We start from the raw sequence: 26571 nt of genomic DNA, 5'->3' as shown, positions 1-26571 counted from the left end.
AACTTTTGCAGACCGGCGGGCATGTACCGCCATCATTGGAGGAATGACCGTGGCAGACCAGACACCAGGAGAACCGCGCAAGATGCGGACTTCGGTCAAGGGACCCCTCATGTTCTCCGCCTTCTTCGCCGTGCTGGCCTTCGTGGCCGTGCTGATCTTCGCTTCCGGCGGCAGCGCGCGTGTTCCGCGGTTCGACCTCGCGTTCACCGGCGCAGGCATCGCGTTCATTGTGAGCCTCGTTGTGGCCGCCATGCTGTCCATGAGCTACAAGGAGAACGCCGACCACCTCGGCAAGGGTTCCGGGGTCAACCTCAGTTCCAAGCGTCCGCACGGCGGGTCGCCGGCTGCGGACTCCTCCGGCGGGACTGAAACGCCCGACGCCGGCCACTAACCTTCCAGCGCTTCCCCACTGTTGTTGGGGGAGCGCTTTTTGGTGGACTCGTTTGCTTGAGTCGCTACGCTTCCCGTTTTCTGCCACGCCAATGGATTCATGACACGCAAATCCGGGTAGCGATAGTCCATATTCCGGTCGTCAGCGCATTTGGGTGGCCTGACCACGGCGGCGGTACCAACGTACAGGAAACCACGCGTTGACGATGAAGAATCCCAGCACTAACCAGCCAGCAAAGAGCAACCCAGTGTCCGGTGACAGTACGTCGTAGGAGACGCCGTCCACGACACCTGTCTCGCGATGTTTACTCAGGATCCCGGCGGCTAAAAGGCCGTATCCGATGACAACGCCGGCCAACCCTACTTCGCCATTGGTTACCCACCACCGCTTTAGGGCTGGAATGAGCCGAATCGGGAGCCCAATGAGCGCCGCTGAGCAGACTGTAACCCAAGGAATCAAGACGGTCATGACAGTGAAACCCAAAATGGTCAACACCCCGTCATAGATGAAGTTCAGCGAGAAGTAGATATATATCCAGAGCGGCGTCATGATGATGAGCCCCACTAACATTTGTATCGGCAGGGCTCTCCAAACCCACGGGAGCCGTGTGCCTGCGCGTTCGCCCTGGGGCCGAGTCTGCTCGGGAAAACGCTGAGGCAGGTGCTGCCGGTTGATCTCTGGAGAGTGCGTGTAGCCGCCAGACCGGTAGTAGTTAGCCGGCTGTCGGGCTGCAGGGACCGTCGGTAACGGCGGTGGCTCGCGGTGGGGGTTGGTCATTGTGGCACCTTCACTGAGCGCACGCGCTTCCTGATCCGGAGGGGGGGGAATCCCATGCCGCAATTATGCCTGGGTTATTCGCTTTCGGCGGCCTTCCGTGCGCGGTATGCCGCCACGTGGGCCCGGTTGGCGCAGTTGCCTGTGTCGCAGTAAAGCTTGGAGCGGTTGCGGCTGAGGTCCAGCACCACGGCATCACAATCCTCTGCGGCGCAAATGCGCATCCGGTCCATTTCCCTGCTGCGGATCACGTCGACGATGGCCATCGCGGCCTCGGTGCCCATCCTGTCAGCCAGGGGCGCTTCCGGTGTGGTGGCGTGCAGGTGCCAGTCCCAGTGGTCATGCTTGACCAGCTGTGGGAGGGCTTTTGCGTCCGCGAGCAGTTTGTTGACGGTCTTGGCTGCAGTGTCTTCGTCAGAGGTCCAGAGTGCTGCGAGTTCGCTGCGCAGGCGCTTGATGCTGGTCAATTCATCGGCCGAATTGGCGCGCGAGCCCGTGAACTCCTCGGCGTTCAGGAACGAGTTGAGTTCCTCCACGGTGGCCAGCAGTTCTTCACCGTTGGCGGCAGTGTTGATCAGGTTGACGACGCTGCGTAAGGCAACTTCGGTGTCAGGCGCAAATAGCACTTTGACTCCTTACATATTTCGGGAGTACTGTCATGACCATAAGCCCACTTTACTCCTGACAGGAGGCTGCTGTGTCAGCTCCAACGACGAAGGCTGATGCAAAGAGTTTCTTGGCATCGGGACTCGGCATTGCCCTTTTCTCTTCAGCTGTCTTCGGAACCTCCGGCTCTTTCGCCAAGTCGATGTTGGAGACCGGCTGGTCCCCGGGCGCCGCTGTTACCGTGCGCCTCACGGGAGCGGCGCTGATCCTGGCGATTCCCGCCGTCATGGCTCTCCGGGGCCGTTGGCATCAGCTCAAGGAAAACTGGCTCACCATCCTGCTGTTCGGCCTCATCGGAGTAGCCGGCTGCCAGCTTTTCTACTTCAACGCGGTAGCCCGGCTGTCCGTTGGCGTTGCACTGCTACTCGAATACCTGGCCCCGGTGATGATTGTGCTGTGGCTGTGGATCTCCAGCCGACGCAAACCGCGCGCACTCACCGCTGCCGGCGCGCTGCTGTCCCTGGGTGGACTGGTGCTGGTTCTTGACCTGACCGGCGCTGTGAAGGTGGACTTCGTTGGCGTCCTGTGGGGCATGGCGGCTGCCGTGTGCCTGGTGATCTACTTCTTCATCACCGCAAAGGAAAACGACACCCTCCCCCCACTGGTGCTCGCCTCAGGCGGTCTGCTGGTAGGTGCACTGGTGATGTGGCTGGTGGGCCTTTTGGGGCTTCTTCCCATGACGTTCAGCACCGCAGACACAACGCTGGGACCCTGGACCGTGCCCTGGTGGGTGTCCGTCGTCGGCTTGATCATCCTGGCAACGGTCCTGGCGTACGTTTCCGGAATCATGGCGGCCCGAAGCCTGGGATCGAAGGTGGCCTCGTTCGTGTCCCTGACCGAAGTGCTGTTCGCCGTGATCTGGGCCTGGCTCCTGTTGGGCGAACTCCCCGGCCCAATCCAACTGCTGGGCGGTCTCCTGATTGTGGGCGGCGTAGTCCTGGTCCGTGTGGACGAACTGCGCGGGGACCGTCGTGCCGCTGTCGTCCACGCGTTGGATCACCCGAACGACGTCGAACCTGTACCTTCGGGGCCTGTCGCCGGAGCTTCCCGGGACTGAAGCACGGCCCCGCGGCCCTGTCGGGTCGCCTTGCCGTGCATTGAAGGCAAACGCGGATAACTGCGGGTTCTGCTGTGAACACAAAAATGCCCGGACGCTTGTGCGTCCGGGCATTTTCCCAACTGTCTTAGTTGGAAGCCTGCTGCTGCTGCTCAGCGTTCTTCTGAGCGCGATCGCCGGCTTCGCGAAGAGCATCGGCAACCTTCTTCAGGTTGGAAGCGTGCTGGCTGTCCCACTCGCCGCGGAACTTGTCAGCGTCCGGACCCTTCCAGTCGGTGCCGTCGAGTGCACCCTTCAGCTGTGAACGCTGCTGCTCGATGTGCTCGGCACCTGCCTTCAGCTTGTTACCGAGCTGACGAAGCTGATCAACATCTGCACCCCAAATAGCCATGAGATTCTCCTTCATTTGTTCGGACCCGAGCTCTTCGGCATCCCCAGCGGCCTCCGGCTCATCCGGAAGATCCAATAGCTAAAACCTATCCCGGGAATCGCGAACCCGTCGATGGGCACCCCTCCCCATGCAGCACTGCCCATGGTTAGCATGGGGTTATGTGCCGGAATATCAGGACTCTGCATAACTTCGAACCGCATGCCACCAGCGAGGAAGTGGAGGCCGCTGCCCTCCAATACGTGCGAAAGATCAGCGGATCCACCAAGCCCTCCAAGGCCAACGAGGAAGCCTTTGCCGAGGCTGTCCACGAAATCGCACACATTACGCAACATCTTCTGGACTCGTTGGTGAGCCACGCGCCGGCCAAGAACCGGGACGAGGAAGCGGCCAAGGCAAAGGCCCGGGCTGCGGTCCGCTTCGGAACCGCGTAGCCCAGGCCTTCCGCGAAGCTATTTGCCGAACGAGCGCAGCCTTAGCGAGTTGGCCACCACCAGGACCGAGCTGGCCGCCATCGCTGCCCCCGCGATCATCGGATTCAGCAGCCCCAACGCGGCTACGGGAATGCCGATCGCGTTGTAGAAGAACGCCCAGAACAAGTTGGTCTTGATCGTGGAGAGGGTCTTCCGGGACAGTTCGATTGCCTGGACGAGCTGACCCAGGTCGCTGCCCATGACCGTCAGATCCGAGGCTTCGATGGCGACATCTGTGCCGGAACCCATCGCGATCCCCAGATCCGATTGCGCCAGGGCCGCGGCGTCGTTGACACCATCTCCGGCCATGGCGACTGTCGCCCCGGAGGCCTGAAGCTTCCGAACTGCCTCCACTTTTCCTTCCGGCAGCACCCCGGCGAATACGTCCTCCGGGGATATTCCGACGGCGGCAGCCACTTGGGCGGCCACGGCAGCGTTGTCTCCGGTCAAAAGGATCGGACGGATGCCCAGATCCTTGAGCTTCTGGATCGCTGCCGCCGAGCCGGGCTTGATGGTGTCGCTCAGGCTCACAATTCCAGCGGGTGCTCCGTCAACGGCGACCCAGATGGCGGTGGCGCCCCCGTTCTCCTCGTCTGCCAGCATTTCCCGATGGCCCGCTTCGAGGGAGATACCGTTCTCTTCAAGCCAACCCGAGCGACCTACGACCACAGCCTTCGGGCTGCCGTCCAGCACAACCCGGCCCCGCACTCCGCCGCCGGGAGCGGAACTGAAGCCGTCCACGGCAGGCAGGGCTCCGGCGTCGGGCATTGCGTCTTTTGCCGCGGCGGCAATCGCGTGGGCGATCGGGTGCTCCGACGCTGACTCGACGGCACCCGCCAGGGTGAGCACTGCGGCGGGGGAATGCCCGTTCAGGGCTACGGTGTGGTCCACGGCCAGCTTGCCGCTGGTAACGGTACCGGTCTTGTCCAACAGGATGGTGTCAACGTGCCGGGTGTCCTCGAGAACCTGCGGACCCTTGATGAGGATGCCCAATTGGGCTCCACGACCCGTTCCGGTCAGCAGGCCAACCGGCGTCGCCAGACCCAAGGCGCAGGGGCAAGCGATCACCAGGACAGCAACGGCGGCGGTGAATGCGGCATTCAGGTCGCCGGAGATGAACAGCCAGAGCACGAACGTTGCCAGCGCGATGACCAGCACGATCGGGACGAAGACCGAGCTGATCCTGTCCGCGAGCCGCGCAATCGGCGCTTTGCCCGTTTGGGCCTGGCTGACCAGCCGCCCCATCTGGGCGAGCGTGGTGTCGGAGCCAACGCGCGTGGCCCGGACCAACAGGCGCCCGGAGGTATTGATCGTAGCCCCGGTCACCGTGCTGCCCGGCCCCACTTCAACCGGCACCGATTCGCCGGTAACCAAGGAAGCGTCGACGGCGGAAGCGCCGTCCGTGACAACGCCGTCCGTCGCGATCTTCTCGCCGGGGCGGACAACGAACACATCATCCACGAGGAGCTGATCCGCAGGGATCTTCCGCTCAATGCCCCGTTCGAGGATGGTTGCATCCTTCGCGCCCAGGTTCAGGAGGGCCTTGAGGGCATTGCCCGCTTTGGCCTTCGCGTTCGCTTCCAGGTAACGGCCAAGGAGGAGGAACGTGGTGACAACAGCCGCGACCTCGAAGTACAGCCCCCCGCCGGACATGCTTTCCATGCCGGGGTGTTCGGTCATTCGCGGGTCGGCGAACAACTGCCAGGCCGAGTACACGTAGGCCGCGATCACACCAATGGAAACAAGGGTGTCCATGGTGGACGCCAGATGCCGCGCATTGATGGCAGCAGCCCTGTGGAAGGGCCAGGCTGCCCAACTCACCACCGGCAGCGCCAGGGCGCCCACAACCCAGCCCCAGTTGGCGAACTGCAGGGCGGGAATCATGGAGATCGCAAACACAGGAACGGTCAGGACGGCAGCCAGGATCAGGCGCGGCCGGAGTGTCGATGCCGACGGACCGTGATCCATATGGTTTTCGTGCCCGGAATGCTCGTCGTGCATGGGCTCAGCGTCGTGATGATGATTGTGATGCTCATGCCCGGGACTGTTTGCCGTGTCACCGGCGGCCGGGCGGGTATGCGGCGCGGGTGCCTGGCGCAGGGTGGCTTTGTACCCCGTCGCATTGACCGTGTCCACGATCTGCTGGTCCGTCACGGTGGCGGGGACGGTGACATGGGCTGATTCGAGGGGCAGGTTGACGCTCGCCTCGACGCCTTCGAGCTTGCCCAGTTTCCGTTCCACCCGATTGACGCATGAGGCGCAGGTCATGCCCTCAATGTCCAGCTCGATCACCCGTTGTGCGGGTTGGTTGAAGGTTTCCTGGTTACTCAAGGGAGCCCCCTAGGCTTCGTTGGCTACCACCAGGTAGCCGGCTTCTGCCACGGCCTCGCCAATTTCTGACGGCGAGAGTTCATGGGTGGATGTGATGGTGACGGTGGACAGGCCGCCGGGGTTGAGGTCGACTGCGACATTCTGGACGCCGCTAAGAGATTCGAGTTCTTCGCTCACGCTGGAAACACAGTGGCCGCAGGTCATGCCGGAAACGTTCACGTTGGTCTGGATGGTTTGGCTCATGGAGTGCTCCTTGGTGCTGAGTTGGATGGTGTGGTGGGTGGTAGCGGGGTTACCGCAGCAGGCGCCCGATGGCATCGGTGGCCTCCTTGACTTTCGCGTCGATTTGTTCGGCGCGGGCTTCGGGGTCGGGCTCGGAGGCAGCGCCAACGACGCAGTGGCCGATGTGCTCCTCAACGAGGCCCAGGCTCACTGCGTGGAGGGCTTTGGTGGCAGCTGCGACCTGCGTGAGGATGTCGATGCAGTATTTGTCGTCTTCCACCATGCGCGCGATCCCGCGGACTTGGCCTTCGATTCGTTTCAACCTCTTGAGGTACGCGTCCTTATTGCTGGTGTAGCCGTGGTGCGCGGAGGGTTCCAGGTCCACCTCGATGACTGGCGCATCCGGGTGGCTCAGTTTCAGGTCTGGTGAATTCATGTCCTCAACCTATACCCCAAGGGGGTATGCGTCAAGTACCCCCAGGGGGTATGGTGAGGAGGTGAAAGAACCCTCAATAAGGCAAGGTGACTGAATGGCGTCCGACGATCAGGCCGGGATTTTTGGCATGAAGCTCGACCCCGCCGACTATTTCCGGGCCAAGCTTCAGTGCGAGATTGATGTCATGGAGGTGGCCGAGGCGGACCCGGAAACGCTGTTTGTCGTGGACACCCGACGCCGATCTTCCTGGGACCACGGACATATTCCTCAAGCCGTACATATACCTACGGCGCTGATCCCATCCCAGGCTCCGGACCTTGTCCCCGCTGGCTCACAGGTAGTGGTGTATTCCTGGGGCCCGGGCTGCAACGGCAGCACCTTTGCTGCGCTCGCGTTCGCGGAACTCGGCTACTCCGTGAAGGAGTTGATAGGAGGCATCGAATATTGGATCAGGAACGGGCTGCCCGTTGAAACTGACGCGGGTATCGTTCAGGGAGCGCCCGATGTATTGGTGACAGCGCACACGGCCTGATGTGAAACGGGGCATGATGACGACTTTCGTACTGGTCCACGGCGGTGGTTCCACGGCGTGGGACTGGCATTTGGTTGGCCCGCTTCTTGAAGCGGCCGGGCATGACGTGGTGGCCGTCGACCTGCCCATCGAAGACGTTGATGCCCGGCTCGAGGACTACGCCCGCGCAGTGACGGCCGCCGTTGGCAAAGCCCCGCACACCATCGTGGTGGGGCACTCGCTGGGCGGTTTCACGGCACCCTTGGTTTGCGAAAAGCTCCATTCCAACGGCCTTGTGTACCTCTCGGCAATGATTCCGATGCCGGGGGAGACCTTCGGCGAGTGGTGGACCAAGACAGGCCATGACCGCGAGGCCATCCCCGACGAACCATATTTCAATCTTGTCCCCGCGGAATTGGTGCAACAGGCCACCGACAGGGAGCGTGACCAGCAAGGTGCATGGATGTCAGACCCCTGGCCGGGAAAGCATCCGAGCGTGCCAACCCTGGGGATTTTCTGCCGTGACGATTTGCTCTTCCCTGCGTCGTTCATGAGTCGCCAGATACGCGACCGGCTGGGCATCGAACCAGTGGACATCCCGGGCGGTCACTACGCCACGCTGAGTCACCCGGGCGCTGTAGCTGGAGCTCTTGTCGACTTTGCCGGAAAGATTGGCCTCTGACTTCACGGAGCCTCCCTCATCCCAAAGCCTCCACGAGACACCGCGAGTGGTAACGGCACCGCATAGGCTTGGATCATGCTGACCCTGGTCCTAGGACTTCTCTTTGCGGGCCTTTTCCTTGCCTCATTCCAGTCGGACCGGCGCCGGCTAAGGAATGGCGTCTTCCTTCTGGTTGCGGCCTGGTTTTTACTGCAGGCCCTCCTGGACTTCCTGATTGACCTGAATCCATGGTTCGAATGGCTGAACCTCGTAATTGTCGTAGTGCCCGTAGTCAGCATTTTCGTCTTCGCCGGCTTCTTGCTCGCGAACGGCGTCACCATGGTCCGCAGGGAAGGCCCAAGCATCACCAGCTTTTTGCCCATGGCAGTGGGAATGGCTGTTTTCCTGGCACCGGTGGTGGCCTTCCTCTTCGTGCTGAGCGGGCAGCCCGTACTGGCCGGCATCGCAGCCCTTGCGTTCTTCCTCTGCGCCTACCTCGGCTGCGCATTCGTGGTGTTCCTGGGCTATGCCGTGGTGTACTCCAAGATGCGCTTCAGCCCGAACCCGGCGGCGGTCATCGTCCTGGGTTCAGGGCTCATTGACGGCAAGGTTCCGCCGCTGCTCGCCGCACGCCTGAACAAGGCTCTGGAAATTTACGACGCCGTCACTCCGGTCAGGCCCGTTTTGGTACCTTCCGGGGGCCAAGGCCCCGATGAACCCCGGCCCGAGTCCTCGGCGATGAAGGACTACCTGGTGACCAAGGGTGCCGCTCCCGGCGATGTGGTGGAGGAGAACAAAGCCACCACCACCCGCGAGAACCTTGCCTACTCCGTCGCACTGCTGGCCGACAGGGGAATCCAGGGGCCGCTGCTGGTGTGCACCAACAACTACCACGTACTCCGCGCCGCCCTCCTGTCCCGTCGGCAGAAGATCAACGCAGAGGTGGTGGGTGCTCCGACCGCCAGGTATTTTGTGCCCAGCGCGTTCCTTAGGGAGTTCGTGGCCGTGATGAGGGACAACCGCCTGACCAACGCAGTACTCTGCCTGCCGATGTTCGGGATTGCCCTGCTCATCACGGTCGCACTGATGAACTCTCCGGTGGTGTAGCTCTTCCTATGGGTTGGGGAGCCCGGTGGTGAAGGTGTGGCTCCACTCGGTGACGGCGCCGTCCGTGAAGACGTACCCCTTGTCGGGTGCAGCGGTGACTGTCACGGTGCCCGCCGGCTTCCGGTAGGACCCAGCTGCAACCTCCTTGCCGTCAACGAGGTACGTCACGCCCGGAACTGCGGGGATGGTGTACGAATCCTGCCCCTTGCCCGGCCGGTCCGTAAAGGTGACGGCTGCCGGCGTCGCGGTGTCATAGCTGAGGCCGAAGCCGAGCGGCAGGAGGACGCCGTCGCCGTCGGCCTTCGGGACGTTCACCGGCAGTTTGCCGCTGGGGTTGACCGCGCCGGCAATGGCGCGGACGGCGCCATGGAAGTTGACCTCCTTGACCCCGTAACTGTTGAGAACGGCGTCGGCGCCCGGGAAGACGTTGATGTCGTAAGGGTTGCGCGTGGCAATGACGATCACCGGCGTTCCGGTCGCCGCGAGCTCAGCCACCATCTGCTGTTGCGCAGCGTTGCCGGTGGCGTTGTAGGAGGCGAAGACGACCGCATCCACTCCTCGGGCAGCGGCCACCGCCCGGGCCCGGTAGGCCGTGGAGGGCGATGCGCCATTCTCGTAATCTTCAGTGACTGCGAATCCTTGCATTTTGAGCATGGGACCAGCCAGTTCCGGCCACGCTGAACCGGAACCAACCATGAGCACCGAGCTCTTGGACGGGAGCGGCAGGACGCGGTCCTCATTGCGGACCAACGTGACGGCGCGGTCGGAGATCAGATTGGCCGTGCCGAGGTTTTCGGCAGTGCCAACAAGCGTGTCCACGGCGCCGGGATCGGTCATGGGCTGGTCGAAGACGCCGCGCTTGACCTTCCACTCGAGGATCCGTCGGACGGACTCGTCCAGGCGGGCTTCAGTGATCTCTCCGGACCCGACGGCGGCACGCACCCCGGCGAACGACGCCTCCACGTCGGGGGAGTTGAGGAGGATGTCGGACCCGGCCTGGATGGCCTTGACCGCGATTTTTTCCTGGGGCCATTCGGCGGCCATCGCGGCCATGTCCAAAGCGTCGGTGGTGACGAGCCCCTTGAAGCCGAGCTCATCACGGAGCAGGCCGGTGAGCACCTTGTGGGACAGGGTTCCCGGCATGTCCGGATCGATGGCCTCCACAATGATGTGTGCCGTCATGACCATGTCCACGCCGGCATCGATCGCGGCTTTGAACGGCTGGAGGTGCTTGTTCAGGGTCGCGCGGTCGTAGGTGACCGTTGGCAGTCCGTAATGGGAGTCCACTGAAGTGTCGCCGTGGCCGGGGAAGTGCTTGGCCGCAGCCCCCACGTTATGTGCCTGCAGGCCGTCGATCTGGGCGACGCCAAGTTTGCTGACCAGTGCGGGGTCTTCACTCATGGAACGGATTCCGATGACAGGGTTGTCCGGGTTGGAGTTGAGGTCCAATACCGGGGCGAAGTCCACGTTGATGCCCATGGCGCGCATCTCCGACCCCAGGATTCCGCCCTGGGCCCGTGCAAGCTCCTCATCTCCGGTGGCACCCAGTGCCATGTTGCCCGGGAGTACAGTGGCGGGCGGCCCGATCCGGGCCACAAGGCCACCTTCCTGGTCGATGGTCACGGCCAGCGGAATGCCTTTTCCGTCTGCGCCCACGGCCGCCTTCTGCAGGCCGTTCGAAAGGCCTGCAACCTGCCCGGGGTTGGCCGTGTTGCCGGACCAAGCGAAGTAGAGGACGCCGCCCAGGTTGTACTTCTCCACCACCTCGGCTGGCGTATTGACGCCGTACCGCTCCTGGTTGCTTGACGCCATGGACGTGTCATCCGCGGACGAACCATAAACATGGGTCCACGTCATCTGGCCGATCTTTTCGTCCAGAGTCATGCCCGCAATCATTGCGTCGATGTCCGGTGAGGCGGAGGCCGCCGTCGTCATTACCGTGCTGGTGGGCACGGCGGCGACTGCAGTGCCCGCGCCGGTCATGAGCAGCGCCGTGGCGGCCGCCGTCATGAGGGTAGTTCCTTTTCTGTACATGTGGATCCCAATCCCATCGTCCTTGTTTGTTGGTTGAGGCGGGGTGTTTCTGCGCGCTTAGCGTGGCCCGTTGTAGAGGAGGTACGGGCGGGTATCGCGAACGAACTGACCCAAATCCTGCCGCCAGCTGTCCATGATCGTCCTGGCGTCAGCGCCGGCGTCGAGCTGTTCGGCGAAGCGGGCCGAACCGCTCAGCAGGCCCATCCAACGGCCGCCGTCGCCGCGCCAGTCGAAGCCCGGGTACAGACGCTTGGCTTCGACCAGCATGTGGGTGCCCACCTCAAGCGCTTCAACGCGGGTGGCGTCGGTGATGTGGACCTGGACGCCCCCACAGATGAGGCCTTGGTTTTTCGACAGCGTGGGCTGGAAGTAAGCCTCACGAAAGGTGACGCCGTTGAGACCCTTGCCGTTCAACGCTTCGGCCCATCGGTAGTCCACATAAGGCGCGCCGATGATTTCGAAAGGCCGGGTGGTTCCGCGGCCTTCGGACATGTTGGTCGCCTCGAACAAGGCTGTACCGGGATACAAGGTGGCTGTTTCCGGCGTGGGCATGTTGGGACTCGGGAGAATCCAGGCTGCCCTGTTATCCGGTCCGGTCATCTCGCGGCGCCAGCCCTGAACCTGCACCACGTGAAGGTCCTTGATGGGCGTGAGACCGGCGGCCGGGAGGTAGACGGCGTTGAAGCAGGTGGCGAGCTCGCCCACGGTCATGCCGTGTTGCAGGGCTATGCCCAACCGTCCCACTCCGGACTCGAAGCCGGGTTGGAGGACCGGTCCGCGCGCCTGGCCGCCGATGGGATTGGGGCGGTCCAGGACCACAAACTTGGTGCCGGTCCGGGACGCCGCCTGCATGGCGCCCCACATAGTCCAGATGTAGGTATAGAACCGGGCTCCGACGTCCTGGATGTCGAAGCAGATGGTGTCCACGCCGGATGCTTCGTAAAAGCCCACGTAGTCGGCAACTTCGGCGCCGTAGGAGTCATAGACGGTGATGCCGGTCCGCGGGTCCACCGAGGTGCCTTCGCTGCCGCCGTCCTGGGCGGTTCCGCGGAAGCCGTGCTCGGGTCCGAAGACGGCCCCGACGTCGACGCCCTTGTCCGCCATGTCGTCCACGATGGAGCGGAAGTTGGCCAGGACGCCGGTGGGATTTGTGATGACACCTACCTTGCGACCGGCGAAGATGCTCCAGTTATCGGCGGCGGCGAGGTCGGCTCCGTTGACGGCGGCGCCCGGCTTTCCGGGTCGCGTGCCCGGCGGCTGCGCGACGGCGGCAGGCGTGAAGGGTGCGACGACGGCGGCCGCTGCGGCCAGCCCCGAGGCATGGATCAGTCTTCTGCGGTTGAGGTTCATGGGGTGCCTTTCGGAAAGGTGCTGCCGTGCTCAGGTGGGGATTCCTTGACAACATTTGTGATTTTCCTTACATCGACCGTATTCCCCTCGTGGAGATGCGTCAATGACTTACCTTCGTATCCACGTTTAGGTAACTTATTTACAAGCCCGTACTTTTGGACCCAGCCGTTGGAAGGAGTCCGCCGTGGACCAGGAGCTGAACACGCAGGCATCGCGTACTGTTTTGGTCCGGATCAGATCTGCCCTGCCGGCCCTTCGCCCATCCGAGCGCTCTGTTGCCGAGCTTGTCCTGGCGGACCCTTCGCGGGCCGCGACGTTGTCCATCGGCGACCTCGCCGAGCACTGCGGAACGTCCACCACGTCAGTTGTCCGCTTCTACAAAAAGGTGGGCTACCGCGGGTACTCCGAGCTGCGCCTCGACCTCGCCAGGGAAGCGGCCAGGGAGAGTTCAGCCAACCCCGTGCCCGCTACGGTTTACGACGACGTGAACCCGTCGGATTCGCTTCCCGACATCATTTCCAAGATCGCTTTCAACGAAACGATGTCCATCGCTGACACCGCCCAGGTGCTCGACGTTCACGAACTGGCCACAGCCATCGAGGTCATCACCCTCTCGCGGAAGATCGACATCTTTGGTGTGGGCGCCGGAGGGTTGGTCGGCCACGACCTGCAGCAGAAACTGCACCGGATAGGCCTGACTTCCTTCAACTGGCCCGAAGTTCATGTCGCGTTGACGTCCGCAGCACTTCTGGACGGGAACGGTGTGGCGGTGGGCATCTCGCACTCCGGCACCACCGCGGATACGGTCGATTTCCTCAGGGCGGCCAAGGATGCCGGGGCCACGACGATCGCCATCACCAACCATGCTGACTCGCCGTTGGGCCGTGACGCCGACATTGTGCTCAGCACCGCAGCGCGTGAGACACCCTTCAGGCCAGGCGCGATGGGGAGCCGGATCGCCCAGATGATGGTGGTTGATTGCCTTTTCGTGGGGGTCGCCCAGCATTCGTACGACGCTTCCATCTCAGCGCTGCGCAAGACGCACGCGGCCGTCCAAGGCAGGAAAGTGCCGCGCGGGCATACACCGCCCCAGCCGAATATAGTCGTGTGATGTTCACCCTCGTTGCTCCGGATGCTTCCTTTCATCAGTCGTTTACCGAGTCCCACAGCGAGTGGGACGGTGCCCACCAGGACGGTGCCGGGCTGTTCCCGGGGGATGACGTCACCAGTCAAAAGGGCTTTGAGCGCTGGGTCCGCAAGCTGCTGGACGCTGAACGGGCCGTCGAAAAGGACGGTATTGTTCCCTGCACGTTCCGGTGGATAACGGAGGGCCCGCGGTATGTGGGCTCCATTGCGTTCCGCCACTATCTCACCCCAGCCCTTCTGAACTCCGGCGGGCATATCGGCTACGGCGTAAGGCCATCCGATCGTGGACGGGGGGCGGCATCCTGGGCCCTCCAGGAACTGTGCGCTCACCTGGCTGCACGAGGAGAGCCTGATCGGGTTCTCTTGACCTGCGATGACTCCAATGCCGCGTCCGCCAAAACCATTGAACGCGCGGGCGGGCTCCTTGAGGATGCGCGAACCGACGCCGATGGGCGACTCTTCCGCCGCTATTGGATCGACCTCTAGGCTGTTCATGTTCCCGTCACCAAGCCTTGTTAGCCTGCCGTGCACCACACGGCTTAGCAGGAGGACCGCATGACGGACGCAAACCCACTCGCCACATCGCTGGACAACTGGTGGGTCAGGGACAACCTGCGCGAGACCATCGACCATCTGGTGGAGCTGGGATACACCATCAGCGGAGGCCAAGGGGAAGACCCTGAGCTCATCGATCCCGGCGGATCGGCCGTGGAAACATGGAGCGACGAATACCCCTACCCGGAGCGGATGACCCGCGACGAGTACGAGATCGAGAAGTACCACCTGCAGATAGAGCTGTTGAAGTTCCAATACTGGGGCCAGGATCTGGGCCTGAAGCATGTGATCGTGTTCGAAGGCAGGGACGCCGCGGGCAAGGGCGGAACCATCAAGCGTTTCACCGAGCACCTGGATCCCCGCTCGGCCCGGACCGTGGCGCTCGCCAAGCCCTCCGACCGCGAGCAGGGCCAGTGGTATTTCCAGCGCTACATCCAGCACCTGCCCACTGCCGGGGAGATCGTCATGTTCGACAGGTCCTGGTACAACCGGGCCAACGTGGAACGCGTCATGGGGTTCTGCACCGACGAGGAATACGACACCTTCATGGGCCAGGCGCCCGTCTTTGAAAAAATGCTGGTGGACGCCGGAATCCACGTCACCAAGTTCTGGTTCTCCGTGACCCGGCAAGAGCAGCGCACCCGTTTCGCGATCCGCCAGATCGACCCCGTGCGGCGCTGGAAACTTTCACCAATGGACCTCGCGTCACTGGGCCGCTGGGATGAATACACCGAGGCCAAAGAGCAGACCTTCCTCCACACGGACTCCGATCACGCACCGTGGATCACCATCAAGTCCAACGACAAGAAGCGTGCCAGGATCAACGCCATGCGCTTCTTCCTCAACCAATTCGACTACGAGGACAAGGACACCTCGGTGGTCTTCCCGGCGGATCCGCTGATCGTCCGCCGCGGCCGCGACGCCGTAGGCGACTAGTCGCTCTACGCGCAAAACCCGGCAAACCGCGACGTCGGCACTTACCGTAAGTGCCGACGTCGCGCTTTTCCTGAAAAGTTCCGTTACATTCTTCTGACTGCCGGACATTAACCGGGTATGAGCGTGCAGACGGACCAAGGAGATCGCGTGGAGCCGGCCAGACAGGAACACTTCCTGGCAGCCCACTCGGCCTGCCATGACAAGGTCTATCGCTATTTCCGGCGGCGCGCCGGGGACCCGTCCACTGCGGAGGACCTATGCGCCGAAGTCTTCCGCATCGCCTGGGAGAAGTGCCGTCAGGACCAGGAATTGTCCGTGCTGATCGTGTTCGGTATTGCCCGGAATGTTCTCCGCAACCACAACCGTTCCGCCGTCCGCTCGATCAACCTCGCGCAGCAACTGGAACGGCAGCAGACCAGGGAACCGGTTAGCGACGACGGCGAGGTGCGGGACGCGCTGGACCGGCTCAAGCCCGAGGACCGTGAGGTTCTCCTCCTGACGTACTGGGACGGCTTCACCTCGGCCGAAGTTGCGGAACTGCTCGATGTCTCGGCCACCGCTGTCAGGATGCGGCTGCACCGGGCTCGAAGACATCTCAGCCAACTACTTCGGGCAGAGCGAGAGATAGAGGATGTGCAGCGATGAGGCATGAGGAAACGGCCGCTGTGGAACGATTGACGGGCGCCGATCCGGGCGTGGCCGTCACGGAAGAGGAACTGGCCCGGAGCCGGGAGAAAAGCCTTGCTGTCAGGTTCACTGACTCGGAGCAACTCGTACCCGGCGGCTCCATCGACGACTTCCATCAGCGACGCCCGCGTCGACGTTTCCGGCTGGCTGCGGGGGCCGGGTTGGCGGCAGCGGCAGTCCTCGCCGGTGTTTTCGTGGCGTCGTCCCTGTCCGCGCCGCTCAATGAGCAGGCGGGTCCAGCCGCCACCCCGTCTGCTGCCGCACCGGAAACAGATTCGTCCGCGTCTCCATCATTGCCTGAAATTATCGGCGCCAAGGCGGCGACGGGCGCTGCCGAAATCGTCGTCGGAGGCAACGGCAACAAGGCCGCCGTCTCTACGGATCAAGGCGTCAACGTCTTCATGGAGGCTCTCAACTCAGGCAGGCTCGGCCTGAACAGCGGAGGGTGCTTCGCCGAAATCCGCCCGGACGGAACATCGACGGGCCTCATCTTCCCCTTCGGAACCCAGGTCACCGGGACGGGAGTCATCTTGCCCGACGGAACTGCAGTCAATGTGGGCGACGACTTTGCGTTCGGAGGAGGACTCGCGCCCGGTACCAGGGACCCCGGCGTGTGCTCTCCGACCGGTGCAGCGTTCCTGGTCCAGAGTTGGTGAGCCCGCGAGTTGGCATTTAATGCCCATGTTTTGGGGCAAAGTCATTAGGTGCCAACTCGCGGAACGTCGGGCTTCCTATTCGGTAGCTTCGTCCTCGGCGACCGGATCCTTCAACAGGAGTGCCGTGCCCTGGAAGGGCCGCAGTTCCAGGAAGAAACTGCCCAGGTCATCCACCTGGCCCACATCTTCGCCGCTGAACAGATCGTGGACCGTCGCGCCAGGCACCAGATGCGAGGACTGGATGCTGCCTGCGATGTCCTGGTCGGAGAAGTTCAGGACCGTCACTTGCACCGCACCGTCAGCGAGCTGGTTGACCATCACCAACAGTCCACGGTTGGACACGTCCGGGACATCCAGGAGCGTACTGGTTGCGATCCCGGACTCTTCCCGCACCGTGAGGATCTTCTGGAGCCGCCGCGCATAGGACGCCGGATCCTTGAGCTGCTCGGGCAGCGGGCCGTAGAGGCTGCGTGCCCGGGCCATGCCCGCCAAGGAGGTCGTTGCGTCCGGGCTGGTCCCCATGAGATCGTGGGCTCCGCGGTTGATCCAGCGGGTGTCGCCCTGGGACGTCAACTCGCGGACAGTCTCACGGTCCAGGGCAGTGATGCCGGTGAGGTCCCAACCGGACAGTGCGAAGACGCCCGGCTGCAAAGCGTTGTACATGGACAGCAGGACGTGGGCATCCAGTACTTGGGCTTCCTGTTCCGCCGTGATGGCGTCCGGGTCCTTGATCCCCAACGTGGCCATGATGAAGCTGACGGTGGTGCAGGCGATGCCGTTGGTGGTGAAGACGGCGTTGTAAGGGCCGTTCTCACCTGTGAGGCGCTCCCGCAGGGTGTCCTGTACTTTCTCGGCCACCTCCGCGCCCGTCAGTTCTTCCCCGCCGAGCTCGAAAATGTCGTCCCTGTGGCCGGCCGCGAAGTGCAGCAGTTCGTAGGTCAGTTCGTCGTGGTTCTGGAGTGCGTGGACCAAGGACGCCTGGTCGACGCCGATCTCCATGGCGAGCTTCAAGGTCAGGCGCAGGAACTCGGTATCACCGGTCACCAGGGCGTAGTGGTAGGCGGGCCTGGTGACGAAGTCGTAGGACAGGTCCGGACCCGACTCGGACTGGGCCTTGATGTCATCAATGGTGAGGTTGAGTTCCTGGAAGGAGAAGCCACCCACTTTGCGGATCATCGAGCCGATCAGCTGGTTCGCTGCCTCGGACAACGGGTGGCCTTCGGACCAGCCCGGCTCTTCCTCGGCGCTTTTCTCAACACCCAGGAAGCCGTTGGCGTCCAGGCGCAGTGCGCCCGTTCCAAGGTCCAGCAGGGAATGCAGGGCATCGCCCACCACCAGGCGCATGCCGGCAAAGGTGGGGTCCAGCCAGTTAATGGACGGCTGCCCGGCCTTGAAATAGTGGAGGTACACCCAGCGGCGTTTCTTGCCGGTGGTGTCGACGATTGCCTTGGTCGCGCTCCAGTTGGTTTCCTTCACGCCCGGCTCGTAGAAGATGACCCGCTGCAGGCGGCCGATGATGTAGCCGGCCTGCTGGAGGGCCTTCTCCGTCTCGGGACTGATGTTGACGGAGTCCTCGTTCTCGGGAACGTCCGGCAGGAGGTGCCAGTCCTCTTCGGGGATGTCCACCATGTGATAAATGCCGGGGTAGTCCCGGAAGTTCATTTCGGCAAGCCGGAAGTCAGCACCCTTGCCGGTGTGCCCGGGAACAATGTCGTCGATGATCGTGCCGCCGTGCTCGACGGCGACCTCGCACATCTGCCGGAATTCTTCCTCGGTGCCGAACGCAGGGTCGATCGCCATGCTGATGCGGTCGAAGTGCCCGTCGACGCTTGGTGTCTGCGACCATCCGCGGATGCCGCCGGCAAGCTTGACCGGCCCAGTGTGCAGCCCCCGGATGCCGATCTGGCTGAACGCATCCCACAGTGCAGGGTCACCGAGCGCAGAAAGGAACGACTGGCCGTCCTTGGTGATGAAGGACAGGGGGTAGGCCGTGAACCAGACAGGTGCGCGCTCCACTGCGGAGCGCGGGTTCGGCCTGGCGTAGGAGTTCTGCCACATGCTGGCTTGCCCCGAAAGCTGCCGGGCCATGGTGTTGGCGTCGCCGAGCATGGACTGGTTGCGCAGCCAATCGACGTACGTGGAGTTCAGTCCGTCGAACTCCAGGGACGGTCGGGCTGCAAAGAACTGACGACGGCGGGCAATCGGCCTCAGCGCTTTGGGCCGCGCAGGGTAGAACTGCTCGTCGAACGTGATTTCCGGTGACTCTGTTGCGGTTTCCTCAGTTACCTGCGGTTCTTCCTGTGATTCAGATGGATCAGCGCTGACTTCTGCCGCGCTCTCGTTGACTACAGGCTCCCGCACAGCATTCTCCTTTACGTGGCCGGCGCTGGCGCCGACCTTCCGAGGGGGTCGTTCAAGAGTTCACGTACCCGGGCTTACCCGGAGTATTCATGCTAGGCACGACCGCATGCGGTTTGTCGAACTTGGGAGAAGTGAGTCGTCAGGTTGCTGGCTAATGTCCGCCCGAAGACTGTTGCTGCGCTAGTAGACGGACCCTTCCAGCAGCTCCGAAAGCCGGCCCGCTGCACGCCTTAGTTCCGGTACGCCGGCCCTCAACGCTTTGTCGGTGACGGATTCCACTGGGCCGAACCAGCAGGAAGGCATCAGGCGTGGAACAATCCCAGGAGTTCGTCGCCTGGGCGTGGGACAACCAAATTGCGCTGCTGGCCGCCGACAACTTCGCCTTCGAATGCCTCCCGGCCGTGGCAGGCAGCCCGTTCCTGGAGGCGGCGCCGAATGGCAACGGCATGATGCACCAGCAACTCCTCGCCAAACTCGGCATGCCCCTCGGTGAGCTTTGGCGACTGGGTCCATTGGCCCGGCACATGAGGTCAACCGGAAACTGGGACGCCTTTGTCAGCATCAAGCCGCTCAACATCGTGGGAGGCACGGGTTCGCCGGCGAACGCCATCGCGCTGCTGTAAACCACGAAGCCGGACTACGCTGGAACTCCCGGCCCCGGAGCAAAGGCGAAGTGGACACCATGAAGACAGTTGTCATCGGAGGCAGCGGCCACATCGGCTCCTTCCTCGTTCCCAGGCTCGTCCGTGCGGGGCATGAGGTGGTCAACATCAGCCGCGGAACCAGCACGCCCTACACGGATTCACCCGAATGGCAGCAGGTCCGCCAGGTCGCTGCGGACCGTGAGCAGGAGGACCGTGCCGGCACCTTCGGTGACAGGGTCGCGGAGCTGGGTGCCGACGTCGTGGTTGACCTTGTCTGCTTCACGCTCGACTCGGCCACCGCGCTGGTGAACCGTCTCCGTGGCGAGGTGGGGCATCTCCTGCACTGTGGATCCATCTGGCGGTACGGCGAGAGCTTGAAGTTGCCGTTGGCGGAGGGCTCGGATTCCGCCCTCGAACCGACTGATGAGTACGGCATCCAGAAGCGCGACATCGCCCGCATGCTGAAGGAGGAGACGGCGTCCGGCGGCCTGGTCACGACGTCGCTGCATCCCGGGCATATCGTGGGGCCGGGCTGGCATCCGGTGGGGCCGCTTGGGAATTTCGATCCCACGGTGTGGCAGAAGATCTCCGGCGGGCAGACAGTGCTCATGCCGGGAAGCGGTGCGGAAATGATGCATCACGTCCATGCCGACGACCTCGCGCAGGCCTTTGAGAAGGCCATCGACCGCCGTGATGCGGCGGCCGGCGAAGACTTCAACATCGTCGCTCCCACGGCCCTGAGCGTTCGCGGCTACGCCAGGATTGCGGCGTCCTGGTTCGGCCAGGAGCCGCATCTTGAGACGGTCGGATGGGACGAATTCCGCCGGACCAGCACACCGGAACACGCCGACACTAGCTGGGCCCACTTGTCCCGCAACCATTGCCTCACCATCGAAAAAGCCAAATCCCTCCTGGGCTACGCACCGCGCTACGAGCCCGAACAGGCCGTGCACGAGTCCCTGCGCTGGCTCGTTGACCACGGGCAACTCAAGGTCAGCAGCCCCGACTGAACCTGAACGGTATCTGTACATCCCCCGCGCGAGGCCCGAAGCTTGAAGCAAGCAAAGGGGGCTCTCTGTGTACAAGGCGCCGAGCAGGGACGTGACTGACAGCCGGCTGGACCATGCGTTCTTCATTCTGGGCGGGGCGGCTGCGGTGTGGCTGGCGTTCCTGCTGGTGGGGGAGAGCTTCCATCTGGGGTGGGGCCAGGTGTGGTTCTACTTCTTCTTCTGGGTATTTCTTGCTTATCTGCTCCTGCCCCGCCTGCACCGCATCCTGACCACTATTTACGTTCCGGGCTACTTCATCGGGCGCGCCCGGACCAGTGACGGACTCCTGGGCGATCCCGTGAACGTCGCGTTGCTCGGCCACGAGCCGCAAATCCACGCCATCATGCGCGCTGCCGGCTGGACGCAGGCGGACGACGTCACCTTCGGCAGCAGCCGCCGCATCATCAGCTCCACCATTTTCAGGCAAAGCTATTCCGAGGCGCCGGTCAGCCCGCTCTACCTGTTCGACCGGCAACAGGATTTCGCCTATCAGCAGGAAGTGGACAACAACCCCGGCAAACGCCACCACGTCCGGTTCTGGCGCTGCCCCGATGGCTGGCTCCTGCCGGGCGGTCATAAGGTGGACTGGCTTGCCGCCGGAACCTACGACCGCAGCGTCGGTTTCTCGCTGTTCACCCTCCAGATCACGCATAAGATCGAGCAGAACACGGACGTTGAGCGTGACCACATCGTGCGGACAGTTTCCGACGCCGGGCCCGCGGTGGCCGTTCACGTCATCAAGGACTTCTCTACCGGCTACCACTCCCGGAACGGCGGCGGTGATTCAATCTCCACTGACGGCGACCTGCCCATTATCGACGCGCGGTCCGTGACTGTCCCGGCCGGCCAGCCTTCCCGTCCCACTGACAGCCGTGACAGGCGGCCGGCTCCCACCATGATGGGTGCCGCGTTGGTGGTGGCCAGGTCCATCGCGGCCTTCGTCCTCGCCCTGACGCTGCTGACTTCGTCCGAGGTCTTCACGGACCTCACCGCCGACGGCGACCCCCTTGACCCGCAAACCACGACGGCGGTGGTCACCTTCGTTGCCATCGCGGTGCTGTTGTTCGGCCTGGGTGAGATTTTCCTTGCCTGGCGGATTTTCCTGGGCAGCAACGGAGCCCGGGTGATCGCAATGGGCCTCAGTTCCATATCGGTGGTTGTCCAGGCCATTGACTACTTCACCGGAAGCACCAACATCACCCTCGAAGCCGGACTCTCAGGCCTGGCCACCGACATCCTGGTTCTCCTGGCACTTTCCAGCCAGCGGGCGAGGGTCTACGCCAAACGGCAGCGAATTCCGGCCGTGCCTGCCTCGGTCGTCGGGCGCCGCGTCTCTTCCTGACCCTCTTTCAAGCCGGGAGTGCCGGGACACGCCGTAGTTTCCGGCGTGTCGGGGGCGTTTCAGATTCAAAGCGGGTCGTGGAGGTACAGCTTTCCACGATTCTTCAGCTTGGCTCAATAGACTGGCGGTGCCCGGGGCCGCGCATAGCAGCATTGAGCCCCGGCAATTATCGAACACCGAATTGGGGACCCTCGTTTTGACTGCTGTTTTTCCGAAAGTTACCGTCGTTGTGCCTACCTACAATGAGCGCGAGAACCTGCCGGTTCTTGTCGCCCAGCTCCAGGCACTCAGTATTCCGAATCTGCACGTGCTGGTTGTTGATGACAGCTCACCTGACGGGACCGGGATGGTGGCTGATCGATTGTCGGCGGAATCCCGGGGAACAGTGTCCGTCCTGCACCGGAAGGAAAAGGATGGACTGGGCCGGGCCTATGTGGCGGGAATGACCGAGGCGCTGGCCGGGAACTCGGAGATCATCATCCAAATGGACGCAGATCTGTCCCACCCTGTAGCTGCAATCCACACCATGCTTGAACGGATCCAGGATTCCGGGGCTGCGCTCGTGATTGGTTCGCGCTACGTCACTGGCGGCTCAACTGCGGCCGAATGGCCCTGGCACCGCAAGGCCCTCTCGGCGTGGGCCAACTTCTATGTCGGCGCAATCCTGGGATTGAAGGTCAAGGATGCCACGGCGGGATACAAGGCGTGGACAGCTTCTGCGCTGCAACAGATCGATGTGGCGTCCATCCAAAGCGACGGATATTCATTCCAGGTGGAGATGAACTACCGGGCAGCCCGGCACGGCCTGAAGATCATGGAGGTTCCCATTCATTTTGAAGAGCGGGTGGAAGGCGCATCCAAGATGGACCTTCGCGAACAACTCGAATCCGCGCTCACCCCGTGGAAGCTCCGCTTCCAGAAGGTGGAGGCACCCGCACGGGTGACCGCCTTCTAAGGCGCCAAACTCTTAAAGCCCGACGGCGGCACCCAAGTGAGTGCCGCCGTCGGGCTTTATCCCTGTGCGGGAGCGTTGGCTTCAAGCTTGAGGGATGTGCGGGAGCGTTGGGTTCAAGCTTGAGGGATGTGCGCGAGCGTTGGCCTCAAGCTTGAGGGATGCGCGCGAGCGTTACGCGGTGACTGCCAGGGCGTCGATCTCCACCAGCATGACCTCGTGCGGCAGGTCCACGAACACGGTGGTGCGGCTGGGCAGCTGGCCGCTGGGGACGTTCTCGCGGATGAACTCGCCGTAGACTTCGTTCATGGCGGCGAAGTCGTCGCGGGTGGTGAGGTAGACGCGGAACATGAGGACGTCTTCGACGGAGGATCCGCCGGCTTCCAGGATGGCCTTGACGTTCTCCAGGGTGCGGCGGGTCTGGACGCGGACGTCGCCCTCGCCGATGTACTGATTGGTGGCGGGGTCCATGGGGCCCTGGCCCGAAACCTGGAACATGCCGCCCTTCTTGATGCCCTGGGAGAATACGTGCGCCGGGGCGGGGGCGTTTTCGGTCAGTACTACGGTCTTTTCACTCATGCTGGGTTCCTTTCGTGGCTGATCCAGCCGAGGTCGTTGGAGATGGCCTCGGTGCTGGCTTTAAGGTCGGGCAGCAGCTCAAGCAAGCCTTCATAGCTGAGCATCACTACCGGTACCGAACAAGAGGCTGCGGCAACAACGGCGCCGCTGGCGTCGCGGATGGGGGCCGCGATGCAGTGCACGAACGCTTCGTGCTCGGCGTTGTCGTGTGCCCAGCCCTGTTCCTTGACCTGCTCGAGTTCGGCCAACAAGGCCTCCGGCGAGGTCAGGGTGTTCTCGGTAACTTTCACGTAGTCCAGCCCCGCCGCGATCTTTTCCTGCCGGCTGCGCGGCATGTCGGCGAGGAGGACTTTGGACACAGCGGCCGAGTGCAGCGATGCAGTCAGGCCGATGCGCGAGTACATGCGGACGGGGTGGTGGGACTCGAACTTGTCGATGTACACCACCTCGCTTCCTTCGAAGGCGGCAAGGTGCACGGTGTGCCCGGTCTTGCCGTTGAGTTCGGCCAGATGGGGGTGGGCCACTTTGCGGATGTCCCGCTGTTCCAGCGCCAGCGAGGACAGTTCGAACAGCTTGGAGCCGAGCATGAACCGTTGGTCCTCGTCCCGCACTACCAGCCGTTTTTCTTCGAGGGCGTGGAGGAGCCGCATCACGGTCGTCTTGTGTACGGATGCCTTGGATGAGAGTTCATCCAGGGTGGCTGGCTTCGCGGCGAGTTCGCCGAGCAGGTCGATGGCCCGCAGGAGGCTTTGGCTCAAGGTGTCACGCTCCGGTTCCGGTGTTGAATTGTCCGTCTTCAACATGGATAGCAGCCCAAGCCCCATCCGAAGAATCGAGGATGGCCGCGAGGTCCTCCGCGGACGGCAGCGGACCCCGGTCGCCGTGGACCGTCAGCGTGCAGGCAGCGGCGACATGGCCGCGGCGGAGGCTCTCTTTCTGGCCGAGTCCGAACAGCATGCCGCTGAGGTACCCGGCGGCGAACGAGTCACCGGCGCCAACAGGTTCGACGACGGCGACCGACAGTGCGGGCACCTCTTCCCGGGTGCCGCTCCGGTCCAAAGAGATGGCGCTGATGGCCTCGTTCTTGATGACCAGGACCTTGGGGTCGGGCATCAGGCGGCGGAGTTCGGCTTCATCAGTGGTTCCGAAGGCGTGCTCGGCTTCGTCTTTCCCAACAAGCACGACGTCGGCCAGGTTCGCCAGGCGCTGCAGGACGGAACGGTCTTGGCCTGCCCACAAGGCTTCGCGCCAGTTGACGTCGAAGCTGATGGTCCGGCCGTTCCGGGGTGCGGTGAGGATCGCTTCGAGGAGGGACAAGCACTCGGGGGAGAGGGCGGCGGTGATTCCGCTCAAGTGGATCAGGGCAGCTTTTTCCAGCAGGGAGGACACCGCGGGATTGGCGAGTGTGTCCCGTCCCATGGCCGATGCCGCGGATCCTTGCCGGTAGTAGAGGACTGAGCTGCCGCCGTCGGGGTCTGAATCCTGGGCCGGGACCTTCACGTAAAGGCCGGTGGGACGCTGGGAGTCGATGTCGACGCCTGAGACGCCCACTCCGTGGTTCCGGAGATCGTGGAGGATGCGCGTGCCGAAGCCGTCGTGGCCCACCCGGCTGACCCAGTGGGTGTCCAGTCCCATGGCTGCCAGGCCCATGGCGACGTTGGATTCGGCGCCGCCGATCCCGCAGTGCAGCTCCGTTGCCAGGTGCAGGGGGACGGCTTGGACAGGGGTAAGCATGGCCATGGTTTCGCCGACACATACAGCTGAAAGCACTCGTTCTCCCATAGGTTCGCGCGCTTCGCAGCGGCCTTGACTCTCTATCCGCCACCATGTTAGACATATCACCAGCAGGTTTGCAACCAGCGTTGCAAAATACGCAACGCAAGAGAATCAACCCAAAACGCAGCTTCAACGCCGCAGCACCGCGAAGGGAATCAACGCGTGGACACTTCCGAAGCCATCTCGGCAACCGCCGTGGCATCCTTGGCCGAGCGCCGGCTCGACTGGCGCCACAAGGCCATCCCCGCCGCCGCCAACGGGATCACGCACGCTGATTTCCTTGCGGCCAAGCCAACTCTGGCCGCGCTGCAGACCCCGCTGCTCACCCTCGACGCCCAGGCACTCCAGGGCAACGCCGACCACCTGGCGAAGTGGTGCGCAGACAAGGGCGTGCTGCTCGCTCCCCACGGCAAAACCACCATGTCCCCGCAGCTCTGGGCCGAGCAGCTCAACCGGGGAGCCTGGGGCATCACGCTGGCCAACTTCGCGCAGCTGCGGGTGGCCCGCGGGTTCGGAGTCCGCAACCTGCAGCTCGCCAACAGCCTCACGGATCCCCACGCCATCCAGTGGGTGGCGGAGCAGGACTCCGCCATCCTGTCCTGGGTTGATTCAGTGGACACGGTCGCGCTGATCGAACGGACCTTGGCCGGCACCGACTCTGTTCTGGATGTCCTGGTTGAGCTGGGCGCACACGGTGGGCGGACCGGAGCCCGCGGTGTGGATGCCGCGCTTGAGGTTGCCCGGGCCGTTGATGCCGCGGAGCACCTTCGCCTTGTGGGCGTCGCCGGGTACGAAGGCTCGCTCGCGCACACAGCGGACGACGCCGGACTGGCCGCCGTCCGCGGGTACCTCGCCAAGATGCGGCTGCTTCACGAGGAGCTGCTCGCCGCCGGGTTGTACGGTTCCGGCTCCGTCATCATCACGGCCGGTGGCAGCGCGTACTTCGACGACGTCGTCACTGTGCTGTCCCCCTGCATCAGCACCACAGCGGAGGCGGCCCCGACTGTGTCTCATTCCTTGAAAGTGGATCTCATGATCCGCAGCGGCGCCTACATCATCCACGACGACGGTTTCTACCGCGGAATCTCGCCGTTCTCCCGGGCGGGCAACCAACCCTTCAGCCCCGGAATGTACGGCTGGGCACGGGTTGTGTCGCAACCGGAACCGGGCCTTGCACTCCTCGACGCCGGCAAGCGGGACCTTCCGTTCGACGAAGGCCTGCCCGAGCCGCAGTTCATCGGCTCAACCCTCGGCGGAGCCATGGAGCCCCTGGTCGGAGCCGAAATCACTTCGGTCAACGACCAGCACAGCTTCCTGACCTTCAACCCCGACACCACCACCGTCCGCCCCGGCGACGTCGTCCGGCTGGGCCTGTCCCATCCGTGCACCGCCTTCGACAAATGGACGGTCATCCCGGTGCTCGCGGATTCCACGCCGGGCGGCGACCAGACCGTCGTCGACCTCATCCACACCTTCTTCTAGGACCC

At 63.3% G+C, this 26571-nt stretch carries 27 protein-coding genes and 1 pseudogene; 16 read left to right on the top strand and 12 right to left on the bottom strand.

Annotation, left to right across the window (positions count from 1 at the left end):
* Positions 1 to 43 precede the first annotated feature (43 nt).
* The gene (locus tag JMY29_RS19675) at positions 44 to 391 is read left to right on the top strand and encodes a hypothetical protein (RefSeq protein ID WP_018779402.1); all 348 of its coding nucleotides are present in this window, start codon (positions 44 to 46) and stop codon (positions 389 to 391) included.
* Between the two features lie 141 nt (positions 392 to 532).
* On the opposite strand, the gene JMY29_RS19670 is transcribed toward JMY29_RS19675, so the two are convergent.
* Together JMY29_RS19670 and JMY29_RS19665 are read right to left on the bottom strand one after the other, a co-directional pair.
* Complete coding sequence (locus JMY29_RS19670) at positions 533 to 955, bottom strand: hypothetical protein (protein ID WP_189076597.1); 423 nt, start codon at positions 953 to 955, stop codon at positions 533 to 535.
* Between the two features lie 287 nt (positions 956 to 1242).
* The gene (locus tag JMY29_RS19665; RefSeq protein ID WP_018779399.1) at positions 1243 to 1791 is read right to left on the bottom strand and encodes a CGNR zinc finger domain-containing protein; all 549 of its coding nucleotides are present in this window, start codon (positions 1789 to 1791) and stop codon (positions 1243 to 1245) included.
* A 71-nt stretch (positions 1792 to 1862) separates the two neighbouring features.
* Here JMY29_RS19665 and JMY29_RS19660 point away from each other — a divergent pair, with 71 nt between their 5' ends.
* A complete protein-coding gene (locus JMY29_RS19660; protein ID WP_189076596.1) occupies positions 1863 to 2888 on the top strand; it encodes an EamA family transporter in 1026 nt (341 codons plus the stop codon).
* 127 nt (positions 2889 to 3015) lie between these two features.
* Here JMY29_RS19660 and JMY29_RS19655 read toward each other — a convergent pair whose 3' ends face one another.
* Positions 3016 to 3279, bottom strand: a complete 264-nt coding sequence (locus tag JMY29_RS19655) for a WXG100 family type VII secretion target (RefSeq protein ID WP_018779397.1) — start codon at positions 3277 to 3279, stop codon at positions 3016 to 3018.
* 158 nt (positions 3280 to 3437) lie between these two features.
* Between JMY29_RS19655 and JMY29_RS19650 the strand changes: the two genes are divergently transcribed.
* Positions 3438 to 3710: a DUF2277 domain-containing protein gene (locus JMY29_RS19650; protein WP_018779396.1), complete on the top strand. Its 273-nt coding sequence runs from the start codon at positions 3438 to 3440 to the stop codon at positions 3708 to 3710.
* A gap of 18 nt (positions 3711 to 3728) precedes the next feature.
* Here JMY29_RS19650 and JMY29_RS19645 read toward each other — a convergent pair whose 3' ends face one another.
* From JMY29_RS19645 to JMY29_RS19635, 3 genes are read right to left on the bottom strand one after another with little or no spacing between them, the layout of a single operon-like run.
* A complete protein-coding gene (locus JMY29_RS19645) occupies positions 3729 to 6080 on the bottom strand; it encodes a heavy metal translocating P-type ATPase (RefSeq protein WP_189076595.1) in 2352 nt (783 codons plus the stop codon).
* 9 nt (positions 6081 to 6089) lie between these two features.
* Positions 6090 to 6323 carry a heavy-metal-associated domain-containing protein gene (locus tag JMY29_RS19640; protein WP_026267396.1) on the bottom strand — a complete coding sequence of 78 codons (234 nt, stop codon included), beginning with the start codon at positions 6321 to 6323 and terminating at the stop codon, positions 6090 to 6092.
* Positions 6324 to 6372: 49 nt separating this feature from the next.
* A complete protein-coding gene (locus tag JMY29_RS19635; protein ID WP_018779393.1) occupies positions 6373 to 6738 on the bottom strand; it encodes a metal-sensitive transcriptional regulator in 366 nt (121 codons plus the stop codon).
* 94 nt (positions 6739 to 6832) lie between these two features.
* Between JMY29_RS19635 and JMY29_RS19630 the strand changes: the two genes are divergently transcribed.
* The 3 genes from JMY29_RS19630 to JMY29_RS19620 all read left to right on the top strand — a co-directional run bounded on the left by JMY29_RS19630 (position 6833) and on the right by JMY29_RS19620 (position 9017).
* A complete protein-coding gene (locus tag JMY29_RS19630) occupies positions 6833 to 7270 on the top strand; it encodes a rhodanese-like domain-containing protein (RefSeq protein ID WP_229778687.1) in 438 nt (145 codons plus the stop codon).
* 13 nt (positions 7271 to 7283) lie between these two features.
* Positions 7284 to 7931 (top strand): alpha/beta fold hydrolase, encoded by a 648-nt coding sequence (locus JMY29_RS19625; protein ID WP_189076594.1) that lies wholly within the window; start codon positions 7284 to 7286, stop codon positions 7929 to 7931.
* Between the two features lie 75 nt (positions 7932 to 8006).
* On the top strand, positions 8007 to 9017 hold the full coding sequence (locus tag JMY29_RS19620) for a YdcF family protein (RefSeq protein ID WP_064722398.1): 1011 nt from the start codon (positions 8007 to 8009) through the stop codon (positions 9015 to 9017).
* Between the two features lie 6 nt (positions 9018 to 9023).
* Here the strand turns inward: JMY29_RS19620 and JMY29_RS19615 are convergent, their stop codons facing one another.
* Positions 9024 to 11051, bottom strand: a complete 2028-nt coding sequence (locus JMY29_RS19615) for a glycoside hydrolase family 3 protein (protein ID WP_189076593.1) — start codon at positions 11049 to 11051, stop codon at positions 9024 to 9026.
* Between the two features lie 57 nt (positions 11052 to 11108).
* The gene (locus JMY29_RS19610) at positions 11109 to 12401 is read right to left on the bottom strand and encodes an exo-beta-N-acetylmuramidase NamZ family protein (protein ID WP_189076592.1); all 1293 of its coding nucleotides are present in this window, start codon (positions 12399 to 12401) and stop codon (positions 11109 to 11111) included.
* A 184-nt stretch (positions 12402 to 12585) separates the two neighbouring features.
* On the opposite strand from JMY29_RS19610, the gene JMY29_RS19605 reads away from it, so the two are divergent.
* From JMY29_RS19605 to JMY29_RS19585, 5 genes are all read left to right on the top strand, one after another.
* Positions 12586 to 13512, top strand: a complete 927-nt coding sequence (locus JMY29_RS19605) for a MurR/RpiR family transcriptional regulator (protein WP_189076591.1) — start codon at positions 12586 to 12588, stop codon at positions 13510 to 13512.
* Positions 13512 to 14033 (top strand): GNAT family N-acetyltransferase, encoded by a 522-nt coding sequence (locus JMY29_RS19600; protein ID WP_189076590.1) that lies wholly within the window; start codon positions 13512 to 13514, stop codon positions 14031 to 14033. The genes JMY29_RS19605 and JMY29_RS19600 overlap by 1 nt, the downstream gene beginning before the upstream one ends.
* A gap of 69 nt (positions 14034 to 14102) precedes the next feature.
* Positions 14103 to 15038, top strand: a complete 936-nt coding sequence (ppk2, locus tag JMY29_RS19595) for a polyphosphate kinase 2 (protein WP_018779385.1) — start codon at positions 14103 to 14105, stop codon at positions 15036 to 15038.
* Between the two features lie 147 nt (positions 15039 to 15185).
* Entirely contained in the window at positions 15186 to 15683 is a 498-nt protein-coding gene (locus JMY29_RS19590) for an RNA polymerase sigma factor (protein ID WP_189076589.1), read from the top strand.
* The gene (locus tag JMY29_RS19585) at positions 15680 to 16381 is read left to right on the top strand and encodes a hypothetical protein (RefSeq protein ID WP_189076588.1); all 702 of its coding nucleotides are present in this window, start codon (positions 15680 to 15682) and stop codon (positions 16379 to 16381) included. The genes JMY29_RS19590 and JMY29_RS19585 overlap by 4 nt, the downstream gene beginning before the upstream one ends.
* 75 nt (positions 16382 to 16456) lie before the next feature.
* On the opposite strand, the gene treS is transcribed toward JMY29_RS19585, so the two are convergent.
* Positions 16457 to 18742 carry a maltose alpha-D-glucosyltransferase gene (gene treS, locus JMY29_RS19580; protein ID WP_018779382.1) on the bottom strand — a complete coding sequence of 762 codons (2286 nt, stop codon included), beginning with the start codon at positions 18740 to 18742 and terminating at the stop codon, positions 16457 to 16459.
* A gap of 284 nt (positions 18743 to 19026) precedes the next feature.
* Here treS and JMY29_RS19570 point away from each other — a divergent pair.
* The 4 genes and pseudogenes from JMY29_RS19570 to JMY29_RS19555 all read left to right on the top strand — a co-directional run.
* Positions 19027 to 19365, top strand: a pseudogene (locus tag JMY29_RS19570) (cyclase family protein); the annotation flags it as partial.
* Between the two features lie 59 nt (positions 19366 to 19424).
* Positions 19425 to 20396 (top strand): NAD-dependent epimerase/dehydratase family protein, encoded by a 972-nt coding sequence (locus JMY29_RS19565; protein WP_189076587.1) that lies wholly within the window; start codon positions 19425 to 19427, stop codon positions 20394 to 20396.
* Positions 20397 to 20463: 67 nt separating this feature from the next.
* Positions 20464 to 21777, top strand: coding sequence for an LssY C-terminal domain-containing protein (locus tag JMY29_RS19560; protein WP_189076586.1), 1314 nt, complete (start codon positions 20464 to 20466; stop codon positions 21775 to 21777).
* 229 nt (positions 21778 to 22006) lie between these two features.
* The gene (locus tag JMY29_RS19555) at positions 22007 to 22732 is read left to right on the top strand and encodes a polyprenol monophosphomannose synthase (protein ID WP_229778686.1); all 726 of its coding nucleotides are present in this window, start codon (positions 22007 to 22009) and stop codon (positions 22730 to 22732) included.
* 171 nt (positions 22733 to 22903) lie between these two features.
* Here the strand turns inward: JMY29_RS19555 and JMY29_RS19550 are convergent, their stop codons facing one another.
* From JMY29_RS19550 to JMY29_RS19540, 3 genes are read right to left on the bottom strand one after another with little or no spacing between them, the layout of a single operon-like run.
* The gene (locus tag JMY29_RS19550; protein WP_017197328.1) at positions 22904 to 23308 is read right to left on the bottom strand and encodes a RidA family protein; all 405 of its coding nucleotides are present in this window, start codon (positions 23306 to 23308) and stop codon (positions 22904 to 22906) included.
* The gene (locus JMY29_RS19545) at positions 23305 to 24066 is read right to left on the bottom strand and encodes an IclR family transcriptional regulator (RefSeq protein WP_064722441.1); all 762 of its coding nucleotides are present in this window, start codon (positions 24064 to 24066) and stop codon (positions 23305 to 23307) included. Before JMY29_RS19545 ends, JMY29_RS19550 begins: the two co-directional genes overlap by 4 nt.
* 4 nt (positions 24067 to 24070) lie before the next feature.
* A complete protein-coding gene (locus tag JMY29_RS19540; protein WP_189076584.1) occupies positions 24071 to 25078 on the bottom strand; it encodes a sugar kinase in 1008 nt (335 codons plus the stop codon).
* Positions 25079 to 25246: 168 nt separating this feature from the next.
* Here JMY29_RS19540 and JMY29_RS19535 point away from each other — a divergent pair, with 168 nt between their 5' ends.
* Complete coding sequence (locus JMY29_RS19535) at positions 25247 to 26566, top strand: alanine racemase (RefSeq protein WP_189076583.1); 1320 nt, start codon at positions 25247 to 25249, stop codon at positions 26564 to 26566.
* Positions 26567 to 26571: the final 5 nt, after the last annotated feature.

The organism is Paenarthrobacter nicotinovorans (assembly GCF_021919345.1).
Lineage (GTDB): Bacteria > Actinomycetota > Actinomycetes > Actinomycetales > Micrococcaceae > Arthrobacter > Arthrobacter nicotinovorans.
Note: the sequence above shows the minus strand (reverse complement) of the source record. Positions and strands in the feature narration are given on the sequence as shown.